The 11712-nt window shown below is 67.2% G+C and carries 14 protein-coding genes; 11 read left to right on the forward strand and 3 right to left on the reverse strand.

The window, feature by feature from the left end; all coding sequences use genetic code 11:
* Positions 1–56 precede the first annotated feature (56 nt).
* Positions 57–980 carry a serine O-acetyltransferase EpsC gene (gene epsC / locus E4L98_RS22100; protein WP_135203702.1) on the reverse strand — a complete coding sequence of 308 codons (924 nt, stop codon included), beginning with the start codon at positions 978–980 and terminating at the stop codon, positions 57–59.
* A 149-nt stretch (positions 981–1129) separates the two neighbouring features.
* On the opposite strand from epsC, the gene E4L98_RS22105 reads away from it, so the two are divergent.
* On the forward strand, positions 1130–2314 hold the full coding sequence (locus tag E4L98_RS22105; RefSeq protein ID WP_135203703.1) for a multidrug effflux MFS transporter: 1185 nt from the start codon (positions 1130–1132) through the stop codon (positions 2312–2314).
* Here E4L98_RS22105 and E4L98_RS22110 read toward each other — a convergent pair whose 3' ends face one another.
* Positions 2315–2572, reverse strand: coding sequence for a hypothetical protein (locus E4L98_RS22110; protein WP_135203704.1), 258 nt, complete (start codon positions 2570–2572; stop codon positions 2315–2317).
* Between the two features lie 117 nt (positions 2573–2689).
* Here E4L98_RS22110 and E4L98_RS22115 point away from each other — a divergent pair, with 117 nt between their 5' ends.
* Positions 2690–3148: an RrF2 family transcriptional regulator gene (locus E4L98_RS22115; protein ID WP_135203705.1), complete on the forward strand. Its 459-nt coding sequence runs from the start codon at positions 2690–2692 to the stop codon at positions 3146–3148.
* A gap of 3 nt (positions 3149–3151) precedes the next feature.
* On the opposite strand, the gene E4L98_RS22120 is transcribed toward E4L98_RS22115, so the two are convergent.
* On the reverse strand, positions 3152–3814 hold the full coding sequence (locus E4L98_RS22120) for a GntR family transcriptional regulator (protein ID WP_371857273.1): 663 nt from the start codon (positions 3812–3814) through the stop codon (positions 3152–3154).
* A gap of 122 nt (positions 3815–3936) precedes the next feature.
* Between E4L98_RS22120 and dctP the strand changes: the two genes are divergently transcribed.
* From dctP to E4L98_RS22165, 9 genes are all read left to right on the forward strand, one after another.
* Entirely contained in the window at positions 3937–4959 is a 1023-nt protein-coding gene (dctP, locus tag E4L98_RS22125; protein WP_135203707.1) for a TRAP transporter substrate-binding protein DctP, read from the forward strand.
* The gene (locus E4L98_RS22130; RefSeq protein ID WP_135203708.1) at positions 4956–5513 is read left to right on the forward strand and encodes a TRAP transporter small permease; all 558 of its coding nucleotides are present in this window, start codon (positions 4956–4958) and stop codon (positions 5511–5513) included. The genes dctP and E4L98_RS22130 overlap by 4 nt, the downstream gene beginning before the upstream one ends.
* Positions 5510–6859 (forward strand): TRAP transporter large permease, encoded by a 1350-nt coding sequence (locus E4L98_RS22135; protein WP_135203709.1) that lies wholly within the window; start codon positions 5510–5512, stop codon positions 6857–6859. Before E4L98_RS22130 ends, E4L98_RS22135 begins: the two co-directional genes overlap by 4 nt.
* 1 nt (position 6860) lies before the next feature.
* The gene (gene mdcA / locus E4L98_RS22140; RefSeq protein ID WP_135203710.1) at positions 6861–8513 is read left to right on the forward strand and encodes a malonate decarboxylase subunit alpha; all 1653 of its coding nucleotides are present in this window, start codon (positions 6861–6863) and stop codon (positions 8511–8513) included.
* An 11-nt stretch (positions 8514–8524) separates the two neighbouring features.
* Positions 8525–8839, forward strand: coding sequence for a malonate decarboxylase acyl carrier protein (gene mdcC, locus E4L98_RS22145; protein ID WP_135203711.1), 315 nt, complete (start codon positions 8525–8527; stop codon positions 8837–8839).
* The gene (locus E4L98_RS22150) at positions 8836–9741 is read left to right on the forward strand and encodes a biotin-independent malonate decarboxylase subunit beta (RefSeq protein WP_135203712.1); all 906 of its coding nucleotides are present in this window, start codon (positions 8836–8838) and stop codon (positions 9739–9741) included. The genes mdcC and E4L98_RS22150 overlap by 4 nt, the downstream gene beginning before the upstream one ends.
* A gap of 1 nt (position 9742) precedes the next feature.
* Positions 9743–10459, forward strand: coding sequence for a biotin-independent malonate decarboxylase subunit gamma (gene mdcE, locus E4L98_RS22155; protein WP_135203713.1), 717 nt, complete (start codon positions 9743–9745; stop codon positions 10457–10459).
* The gene (gene mdcG / locus E4L98_RS22160) at positions 10443–11132 is read left to right on the forward strand and encodes a malonate decarboxylase holo-[acyl-carrier-protein] synthase (protein WP_135203714.1); all 690 of its coding nucleotides are present in this window, start codon (positions 10443–10445) and stop codon (positions 11130–11132) included. The genes mdcE and mdcG overlap by 17 nt, the downstream gene beginning before the upstream one ends.
* Before the next feature lie 125 nt (positions 11133–11257).
* On the forward strand, positions 11258–11712 hold a 455-nt coding region (locus E4L98_RS22165), incomplete at its 3' end, for a triphosphoribosyl-dephospho-CoA synthase (protein ID WP_205746806.1).

Here is an 11712-nt window from a genome sequence, read left to right on the forward strand (position 1 = left end):
GCCGTAAGCCCGCTTACGGCAGGGCTCGTGTCCGAAAGTCAGACCTGACCCCGGAATTAGTCGTTGCGCATCTGCGCCTGGGAGACGTTGCTGGCCGGCGGCACGCTCTGCGTCAGCCAGACGTTGCCGCCGATGGTGGAGCCGGCGCCGATGACGATGCGGCCCAGCACCGTGGCGCCGGCGTAGATGACGACGTCGTCCTCGACGATCGGGTGGCGCGGCACGCCTTTGATCAGGGCGCCCTTGTCGTCCGCCGGGAAGCGCTTGGCGCCCAGCGTCACGTGCTGGTACAGGCGCACGCGCTGGCCGATGATGGCGGTCTCGCCGATCACCACGCCGGTGCCGTGATCGATGAAGAAGCTGGCGCCGATCTGCGCCGCCGGGTGGATGTCGATCCCGGTCAGCGAGTGGGCGATGTCGGAGATCAGCCGCGCCAGGAACGGCGATCCGAGGCGGTGCAGGCTGTGCGCCAGGCGGTAGTACAGGATGGCGATGGTGCCCGGATAGCACAGCATGATCTCGGCCACCGAGGTCGCCGCCGGGTCGCCCGCAAACGCCGCCTGCACGTCCGACACCAGCAGTGCGCGGATGCCCGGCAGGCCGGCGGCGAACTGGCGCGTGATGCCGTGCGCCTGCCGCGTCAGCGCTTCCTCGTCCGGGATCGCTTCCTCGGCCGAGAACTGCAGCCCGCGCCGCACCTGCTCGGCCAGCCGGTTGAGGGTGGTGTTGAGCGTGTCGCCGACAAAGAAGTCGATGCTTTCGTCGGTCAGGTTGGGCCGGCCGTAGTGGGTCGGAAACAGCACCGCCTGCAGGCCGTTGACGATGGTCTGCAGCGCGTCGCGCGACGGCAGTTCGCGCACGCGGCCATGGTGGCGGATGTTGTGGGTGGCTTCGCGCGAGACGCGCAGTTGCTCGATCACACTGGCCAGGTTCCAGTGCGTGGGCTTGACGGCGGTGCCGTCGAAGGTGTCTATGGTCATGGTGTCTCGAATCCGTAAATCGTGGGCGCGCGGGCCCGGCGTGCAGCTTAACCGTCCCGCGCGCGCAAGCGAAGGAAGAATTTCAGCCATTCTTATGCATCCGGCGCATATCGCGTAAAATGCCGGGTTCACCGAACAATACGCTATTCATGAATATTTTGCTGACGCTGCTGCTGGCCGGCCTGACCATGGTCGGCCCGCTGGCCATCGACACCTATCTGCCCTCGTTCCCGGCCATCGCCCACAGCTTCGACGCCAGCCCGCTGCTGATCCAGCAGACGCTGTCGATGTTCCTGTTCTGCTTCGCGTTCATGATGTTGTTTTACGGCACCCTGTCGGATTCGTTCGGCCGCCGCCCGGTGATCCTGGTGTCGCTGGTGCTGTACATCGTCGCCTCGGTGGTGGCGGCACTGGCGCCGTCGATCGGGGTGCTGCTGGCCTGCCGCATCGTCCAGGGCCTGGCGGCCGGCGCCGGCTCGGTGGTCGGCCGCGCCATCGTGCAGGACCGCTTCTCCGGCGCCGCGGCGCAGAAGATCCTGTCGCACATCATGATGGTGTTCGGCCTGGCGCCGGCCATCGCGCCGGTGCTGGGCGGCTGGCTGCAGGTCAGCTTCGGCTGGCGCTCGATTTTCTGGTTCCTCAGCGCCTTCGGCCTGGTCATGCTGGTGGCGGTGCAGCGCGCGCTGCCGGAGAGCCTGGCCGTCAAGGACCGCCATCCCTTCCATCTTGGCGCCATCGCCGGCAATTACTGGAAGGTGCTGCGCCATCATCACTTCCTGCTGCTGGCGATCGCGGTCGGCGCCTGCTTCGGCGGCGTGGCGCTGTATATCGGTTCGGCCGCCTACTTCGTGATGAACATCCTGCACCTGCCGGAAACGGCGTTTGCCTGGATGTTCGTGCCGCTGATCAGCGGTATGGTGATCGGCTCGGCGCTGTCGGGCAAATTCGCCCACCGGTTCTCGCGCCGGCAGCAGGTGTGGCTGGGCTTCGCGGTGATGCTGACGGCCGGGACGATCAACGTCGCCTACAACGCCGCCTTCAGCGCCGCGGTGCCGTGGGCGGTGCTGCCGCTGTTCGTGTATTCGTTCGGCCTGGCGCTGGCGATGACACCGCTGTCGCTGATCGCGCTGGAATATTTCCCCAACAACAGCGGGCTGGCGGCGTCGATGCAGTCGTTCATCCAGATGCTGCTGTTCGCGCTGGTCTCCGGGCTGGTGGCGCCGCTGCTGTTCGACAGCGCGCTGAAGCTGGCCTGGGGCGTGCTGGCCTGCCTGCTGGCCAGCCTGGCCGCCTGGCTGCTGGCGCAGGCCGGCCAGCCGGTGGTACACGACTGATCAGGGCCAGGGCGCGGGGTTGAGGTCGATGTACTGCGGCCCGCCCTGCTCCGGCTCGGGCTCCTGCAGGGCCGGCGACCGCCCCGGCGCCTGCGACGGATTGCGCAGCCCCAGGATTTCCTTGCGCGCCTCGACGAAATCGGCGCTGCTCAGCGGATGTTCCGGATCCGGCCAGTTCTCCACCGCCCACGCCTGCAACTGCTCGAAACGCTGCCACAATTCGCTGATGAAGCGGCGACGTGCATCTTCATTGTCCATGGTTCCTCCTTCGAAGTCCCTGCAGTCTGCCGCGCGGCGGCGGCGTGGTCGGTACGCAAAATAACATGAAATGGCATGAGCATGTAGAATGGCGAATTCAATTGCCTTAGACAACGAATGCGTCTCACCTCTTTTACCGATTATTCGCTGCGCACGCTGCTGTTTCTGGCAGCCAATCGGGACAAACTGGTCACCATCCAGGATATCGCCGATCTGCACGTGATCTCCAAGAACCACCTGATGAAGGTGGTGTACCAGCTCGGCCTGTCCGGCCTGGTGGAGACGGTGCGCGGCCGCAATGGCGGCCTGCGGCTGGCCAAGGAGCCCGAGGACATCAACATCGGCGCCCTGGTGCGCGCCACCGAGACCGATTTCTTCATGGCCGAGTGCTTCGACCGCGACGCCGACACCTGCCCGCTGACGGCGCACTGCAAACTGAAAAACACCTTGAGCGCGGCCACCCAGGCCTTCCTGCATGTGCTGGACCAGCAGACGCTGGCCGACATGCTGCCACCGGCGGTGTCGGACACCAAGCCGGTGCGCATCATGCGCAACGCGGCCAAACACTCCGATTAAATTTTACGCGGCGTCCTGGTTCAACTGCGACAGCGACGCCATCAGATCGGCGAAACGCTGGCCCTGTATCATCACGTGCTCGCGCAGCAGCCTGGCCGCGCGCTCGCCGTCACCGTCGATGATGGCCTGCACCACGCCGTCATGCTCGTGGTAGGAATTGGCCAGACGGTCGCGCACGCGCAGCTGCAGCCGGCGGTAGGGACGCAAACGGCGGTACAGCGCGCGCGTCTGGTCGATCAGGAACTGGTTGTGGGTGCCGGCGTAGATGGCCTCGTGGAACACCTCGTTCTTGTAGTAATAGGCGTCCGGCTCCTGCGCGTCCAGCGCCTGCTGGCAGGCCTGGTGCGCCGCCAGTAGCTGTTTCTGCTCCTCGGCCGTCATGCGCCGCGCCGCCAGCCGGCCGCAGGTCGATTCCAGCTCCGACATCACCTCGAACATTTCCACCAGCTGCTGCGGCCCCAGCTCGGCGACGATGGCGCCGCGGCGCGGCCGGATCACCACCAGTCCCATCGACGCCAGCTGGATCAGCGTCTCGCGGATCGGCGTGCGCGACACGCCGAAGCGCGTGGCCAGCTCGGTCTCGTCCAGATGCTGGCCCGGCTTGAGCGCGCCGACGGCGATCAATTCTTCGATTTGCTCGCGCAGGGTGGCGGAATGGGTCGTCATGGAAGCCATTATATCGCTTGACAATGTATTCGCAAGCGCTATTCTTGTATACACAAAAAAGAAGTTTGCATATCAAGTGCGAAAACTATAATATTTCCTGACATCAACCCCTTGGAGGACGTATGACTGTTACCACCCGCAGGACCGCATTGGCATCCCTCGCAGCTCTGGCAGCCAGCCCCCTGTTGTTGCAGCCGGCCTGGGCGCAAACCGCGCTCAAGATCTCCCACCAGTTCCCCGGCGGCACCATCGACGCCGGCGATTTCCGCGACCGCTTGACCCGCATGTTTGCGGCCGAAGTCGAGAAGCGTTCCAAGGGCGCACTCAAGTTCGCGATCTATCCCGGTTCGTCGATGATGAAGACCAATGCCCAGTTCTCGTCCATGCGCAAGGGCGCGCTGGACCTGTCGCTGGTGCCGCTGTCGTACGCCGGCGGCGAGGTGCCGGAAGTGAACATCGGCCTGATGCCGGGCCTGGTCACGTCCTACGAGCAGGCCTATGGCTGGAAGAACGCCGAAGTCGGCAAGGAACTCAGCCGCATCCTCTACGACAAGGGCATCGTCATGGTCAGCTGGATCTGGCAGGGCGGCGGCATGGCCTCGCGCACCAAGCCGGTGGTCGACCCGGACGACGCCAAGGGCATGAAGATCCGCGGCGGCTCGCGCGAGATGGACCTGATGCTGAAGGCCGCCGGCGCCGCCGTGGTGACGCTGCCGTCGAACGAAATCTACGCGGCCATGCAGACCGGCGCGATGGAGGCGGCGCTGACCTCCTCCACCTCGCTGATCTCGTTCCGCCTGGAGGAAGTCTCGAAGGCGCTGACCACCGCGCGCGCCGGTTCCTACTGGTTCATGCTGGAGCCGCTGATGATGTCGCGCGCCATCTTCGACCGCCTGCCGAAGGACCAGCAGCAGCTGATTCTGACCGTCGGCGCGGAACTGGAAGCCTTCGCCCTCAAATCGTCGAAGGAAGACGACCAGCAGGTGGCCAACGTCTATCAGAAAGCCGGCGCCAAGGTGGTCGACATGAACCCGGCCGCGCTGCAGAAATGGCAGGCGATCGCCAAGGCCACCGCCTGGAAGGACTACAGCGAAAAGAGCCCCAGCTGCGCCAACCTGCTGAAACTGGCGGAGAAGACGCTGTGAGCCACGGCGCCGACATCGCGCCCGCGCGGGCGCCGGCGCTGCCGGACAACGCCGTCATCGCCACGCTGACCGCCTGGCTGCACAAGCTGAACCGCCTGCTGATGGCGCTGTCGATGATCGCCGTGGTGCTGACCGCGCTGGTGCTGACCTATTCGGTGGTGTCGCGCTACTTCTTCCAGGCGCCCACCGACTGGCAGGACGAGGCGGCCGTATTCATGCTGGTCGGCGTGACCTTCTTCACCACCGCCTTCGTGCAGCATCACCGCGGCCATATCGGCATCGAGGCGGTGGCCGGACTGCTGCCGCGCCGCGTGAACGCGCTGCGGCTGTTCGTGGTGGACCTGGCGTCGGCGCTGTTCTGCGCCTTCTTCACCTGGAAATCGTGGCTGCTGTTCCACGAAGCCTATGTGGACGGCCAGACCACCTCCTCCACCTTCGCGCCGCCGCTGTGGATCCCCTACTCCATGATGGCCGCCGGCATGACGCTGCTGACCCTGCAGCTGCTGCTGCAAACCCTGGCCCGCCTCACCAATAAACCGGAGCACGCGGCATGAGCGAACTGACTTTAGGCGCGCTATACGGCGCCGTGACGCTGGTGGTGATGTTCTCCGGGATGCCGATCGCCTTCGCGCTGGGCATCGTGGCGACGGGCTTCATGTACTTCTTCATGCCGCCGTCCTCGCTGGACACCGTCACCCAGAACGTCTACGAAGAGATGGCGTCGATCACCCTGCTGTCGATCCCGCTGTTCATCCTGAAGGGCGCGGCCATCGGCAAATCGCCGGCCGGCCGCGACCTGTACTCGGCGATCCACACCTGGATGCACAAGATCCCGGGCGGCCTCGGCATCGCCAACGTGTTCGCCTGCGCCTTGTTCGCGGCTATGGCCGGCTCCTCGCCGGCCACCTGCTCGGCCATTGGCTCGGCCGGCATCCCGGAAATGCGCAAGCGCGGCTACTCGCCCGGTTTCGCGGCCGGCATCATCGCCGCCGGCGGCACGCTGGGCATCCTGCTGCCGCCGTCGATCACCATGATCCTGTACGCGGTGGCGGCCGAGCAGTCGCTGGGACGGCTGTTCCTGGCCGGGATCGGCCCCGGCATCCTGCTGGTGCTGCTGTTCGCCGGCTATGCGGTCTACCGCGCGCGCCAGGAATACCGCACCGCGCTGCAGATCTACCAGCAAGGCGGCGAAAAGTCGGCTTACCTGGAGGATGAGCATTTCAGCTTCAAGCAGAAGGTGGAGATGCTGCCGCGCGTGCTGCCCTTCATCGTCCTGCTGATCGGCGTGATGGTGGCGCTGTATGGCGGTTTCGCCACGCCGTCCGAGACGGCCGGACTGGGCGCGCTGCTGGCGCTGTTGCTGCTGGCCGGGATTTACCGGCTGTGGAAGCCCAGCGACCTGTCGCCGATCCTGGCTGCCTCGATCAAGGAATCGACCATGCTGTTGCTGATCATCGGCATGTCGCTGCTGTATTCCTACGTGATGAGCTACCTGCACATCAGCCAGTCGGCGGCGGCCTGGGTGGTCGGCCTGCACCTGTCGAAATGGGTGCTGCTGGCGGTGATCCTGCTGATGGTGATCGTGTTCGGCTTCTTCCTGCCGCCGGTATCGATTATCCTGATGACGGCGCCCATCATCCTGCCGCCGCTGCGCGAGGCCGGCTTCGACCTGATCTGGTTCGGCATCGTCATGACGGTGGTGATGGAAATGGGCCTGATCCATCCACCGGTGGGGCTGAACATCTTCGTCATCAAGAACATCGCGCCGGACATCCCGCTCAAGGAGGTGATCTGGGGCGTGTTCCCCTTCCTGCTGCTGATGGTGCTGGCGGTGCTGCTGCTGTGCGTTTTCCCATCGATAGCAACGGGCCTGCCCGACATGATTATGGGAGCCAAATAAAATGTCCTGGAACACCTTGCAGCACAATCGCGCGGGGCGGCTGCAGCGCGCACGCACGGCGCTGGGCCATGCGCTGGACGGCAAAAGCCTGCCGGCCGCGCGCATCGCCGATCTGCTGCATGCGGTCATCGAATGCGGCGACCGCGTCTGCCTCGAAGGGAACAACCAGAAGCAGGCCGATTTCCTCGGCCATGCGCTGGCCAACCTGGATGCGGGCCGCGTCAACAACCTGCACATGCTGCAATCGGTGCTGGCGCTGCCCGAGCATCTGGACGTGTTCGAACGCGGCGTCGCCGCGCGGCTGGATTTCTCGTTCTCCGGGCCGCAGTCGGCGCGGGTGGCGCGGCTGGCCGCCGCCGGCAAGCTGAATATCGGCGCCATCCACACCTATCTGGAGCTGTTCAGCCGCTACTTCATCGACCTGCCGCCGCGCGTCTGCCTGATCGCGGCGGAGGCGGCCGACCGCCACGGCAACCTGTACACCGGGCCGAATACCGAGGATACGCCGGCCATCGTCGAGGCCACCGCGTTCAAGCAGGGCATCGTCATCGTGCAGGTGAACCGGCTGGTGGACCAGCTACCGCGCGTCGACGTGCCGGGCGATTGGGTCGATTTCGTGGTGCAGTCGCCGCGCCCGTATTACATCGAGCCGCTGTTCACGCGCGATCCGGCGCAGATCTCGGAAATCCAGGTGCTGATGGCGATGATGGCCATCAAGGGCATCTACGCCGAGTACGAGGTGCAGCGCCTGAACCACGGCATCGGCTTCGACACCGCCGCCATCGAGCTGCTGCTGCCGACCTACGCCGAGTCGCTGGGCCTGCGCGGCAAGATCGGCAGGCACTGGGCGCTGAATCCGCATCCGGCGCTGATCCCGGCGATCGAGGCCGGCTTCGTGACCTCGATCCATTCCTTCGGCTCGGAGCTGGGCATGGAAGACTACATCCACGCCCGCCCGGACGTGTTCGCGATCGGTCCGGACGGCAGCATGCGCAGCAACCGCGCCATGTGCCAGGCCGCCGGCCACTATGCCTGCGACATGTTCATCGGCTCGACGCTGCAGATCGACCTGCAGGGCAATTCCTCGACGGCGACGGCGGGCCGCATCTCCGGCTTCGGCGGCGCCTCCAACATGGGCGCCGACGCGCGCGGACGGCGTCACGCCAGCCCGGCGTGGCTGAAGGCCGGCCAGCAGGCGCGCGAAGGCCGCAACACCATCCCGCGCGGGCAGAAGTTGGTGGTGCAGATGGTGGAGACCTTCCGCGAGCACATGCAGCCGGCGTTCGTGGAAAGGCTGGATGCCTGGGTGCTGATGGAGCAGGCCAAAATGGCCATCCCGCCGGTGATGATTTACGGCGACGACGTGACCCACATCTTGACCGAGGAAGGCATCGCCAACCTGCTGCTGTGCCGCAGCGACGAGGAGCGCGAGCAGGCCATCCGCGGCGTGGCCGGCTACACCCCGGTGGGCCTGGGGCGCGACAAGCGCATGGTGGAAAATCTGCGCGACCGCGGCGTGATCACGCGCGCCGAGGATCTGGGCATCGACAAGCGGCTGGCCACGCGCGACCTGCTGGCGGCCCGCAACATGAAAGACCTGGTGCGCGCCTCGGGCGGCTTGTACAACCCGCCCAAGCGCTTCCGCAACTGGTAAGGAGTCCACAGATGGAAACCCTCAATTATCGATTTGAACAAGGCACGCGCCGACTGAGCGCGGCGCCGGAAGTGGTGGGCGTGGTCGGCTCGGGCAACCTGGAAGTGCTGATCGAGCCGGCCGCGCTGGACGGCGCCTGCAGCATCGAGATCAGCACCGCCGCCGTCGGCTTCGGGGCGATCTGGGAGGCGGTGGTGCGCGATTTCCACCAGCGCTGGCAGCTGGCCGATGCCCGCATCTCGATCAACGACATGGGCGCCACGCCGGCCGTGGTCAGCCTGCGGCTGGATCAGGCGGTGCAGACCATGCTGGGAGACGTGTCATGAGCCGCGCCGTCAGCTACCAGGAAGCCACCGCGCGCGAACGCCTGCAGCGGCTGTTCGACGCCGGCAGTTTCGAGGAATTCCTGCCGCCGTCCGCGCGCGTGATCAGCCCGCACCTGGGCCAGCTCAACGCGCCGGTGTCGTTCGACGACGGCGTGGTGGTCGGCCGCGCGCTGCTGGGCGGCGTGCCGGTCTACACGGCGGCGCAGGAAGGCGCGTTCATGGGCGGCGCGGTCGGCGAGGTGCATGGCGCCAAGCTGACCGGCCTGCTCCGGCGCGCGGTGCGCGAGCGGGCGGCGGCCGTGGTGCTGCTGGTGGAATCGGGCGGCGTGCGCCTGCATGAAGCCAACGCCGGGCTGATCGCCGTGTCGGAGGTGATGCGCGCCCTGCTCGATGCGCGCGCCGCCGGGGTGCCGGTGGTGGTGCTGGTCGGCGGCGCCAATGGCGCGTTCGGCGGCATGGGCATCGTCACGCGCTGCGCCAACAGCATCATCATGTCGGAGGAAGGACGGCTGGCCATGTCCGGCCCGGAAGTGATCGAAACCGCCAACGGCGTCGAGGAATTCGATTCGCGCGACCGCGCGCTGGTGTGGCGCACCACCGGCGGCAAGCACCGCTATCTGCTGGGCGACGCGGATCGGATCGTGAACGACGACATCGCGGCCTTCCGCGCCGCCGCGCAGGAAGCGGTGGCGGCGGTCACGTCGGCCGCGCTGACGCTGGAGGCGCTGGAAGCCGAGCAACGGATGCTGGAACGGCGCCTGAACGATTACGGCAAGCTGCACGAGCCGGCGGACATCTGGCGCGCCATGGGCATGCCGGATGCGGACAACCTTCCGATGCTGGATGTGGACAGCTTCAACGCGGCGGCGGCGCAAGCGGTTGCGCGCCGCCAGGGGGCATAAGATGGACTGGAAAAAACTGGCGGACCAGCTGTTCCCCGAGGGGCATGCGATCGTCGAGCAGAACGAATTCTTGTGCGGCAGCGCCACGGTGGAAGGCCAGGCGCTCGCCGTGATCGGCACCACCGGCCACACGCCGATCGGGATCGAGATCGCGCTGGCGCAGGCCCAGGCGATCCTGCGCACGGTGCGCGAATTCCCGGGTATGCCCATCCTGATGCTGATCGATACCCAGGGCCAGCGCCTGCGCCACCGCGACGAGATGCTGGGCATTAACAGCTACATGGCGCACCTGGGCAAATGCGTGGACCTGGCGCGGCGCCAGGGGCACCCGATCATCGGCCTGGTGTACGACCAGGCGCTGTCGGGCGGCTTCATCACCAGCGGCCTGATGGCGGACGCCTGCCACGCCCTGCCCGACGCCACCATCCGCGTGATGGGACTGCCGGCGATGGCGCGCATCACCAAGGTGCCGGAAGAGGTGCTGACCGAACTGGCGCAAAGCAATCCGGTGTTCGCGCCGGGACCGGAGAATTACCTGCGCATGGGCGGGCTCGAGTCGATCTGGGACGGCGATCTGGCGGCGCACCTGCGCGCGGCGCTGGCGCAGCCGCGGCACGGCGACGAACGCGCGGCGCTGGGTCTGCAGCGCGGCGGCCGCCGTCTGGCGCAGCCGGTGATCGATGCGGTGATGGGTGGTGGTCATGACCCACGCGCTTGAACGCCACCAGCTGGTGTGGCTGACGGCGGCCGGCTGGCGGGCGACGCTGGCCGCCGCGCGGCCGCAACAGCGCGAGGCAATCAAGCTGTGGCGCGGCCAGGATTGGCCCGCCGTGGTGCGCCGCGCGGAACCCGATGCGGCGGCGGACGAGGTCTGTCTCGGCCTGCCGCTGCCGCCCGAGCGCGACAACGGAGGCAAGCTGCGCATCGCGCTGCGCGCGCAGGTGGCGCACATCGCCAGGAGCGCGCCGCCGATCGCGCTGGCGGCGGCGCTGCGCTCGTCGGGGTGCTGGCGCGAACGGCTGGCGGCATTGGTCGCCGATGCGGCGGGGCTGGAGCTGCGCGTCTACGGTTCGCTGGCCATGCAGTCGCTGACCGGCCTGCTGTACCTGTCGCCGCGGTCCGACGTCGATCTGCTGTTCCGCCCCGCCAGCCGGCAGCAGCTGGACGACGGCATGGCGCTGCTGTCGCGGCATGCGCAGCTGCTGCCGCTGGACGGCGAAATCATTTTCCCCGGCGGCCAGGCGGTGGCGTGGCAGGAGTGGCGCATGGCGATGGCGCAGCCGGCCAGGGTGCTGGTCAAGAGCCGGCAGACCGTGCGGCTGGCCGACACGGCGTCGCTGCTGGTGACGCTGCCCATGCGCCTGCCGCAGCCGGCGCTGGACGAGGCATGATGGACGAGCGCGCGCCCCTGTCGCCGCACGGCGGTGGCACACGATCGGCTCGTCCGCCGGCTCCCATATCGGCATCGGCGGCATTGCTACGCGCATCTGCGACGGCGGCGTCCGAGTGCGCCGCGATGTTCTCGCCCGACCGCGCGCCGCAACGCGCATTTGCCCGCGAAGTGGCGCGGCTGGCGGTGCGCAGCCTGCATGCGGAGCTGTGTCTGTACCCGAAACCCGGTCTGGTCTCGCCGGTCGACAGCGGCAGCCACGACGACATGGATGCCGTCACCTTCATGCGCAGCATGTTCGCGCTGCGCCACTACTTCTGGAAGATCTGCTTGGCGGGCCTGGACGACGCACCGTTCGCGCGGCTGCGGCAGCTGGGCATCGCGGCGGAAACGGCGATGCTGAAGGCGACCGGCGGCGTCAACACGCACCGCGGCGCGATTTTCAGCCTCGGCCTGCTGTGCGCCACCGCCGGCCGCGCGCGCGCGCAAGGCATCGCCATGACACCGGCTGCCCTGCGCGCCGCGCTGCTGATACGCTGGGGCAGCGAACTGGCCCTGCACGCCACGCCGCTCCCGCCGGA

This window comes from Duganella callida (genome assembly GCF_004614165.1).
In the GTDB taxonomy this organism is placed as follows: domain Bacteria; phylum Pseudomonadota; class Gammaproteobacteria; order Burkholderiales; family Burkholderiaceae_D; genus Rugamonas; species Rugamonas callida.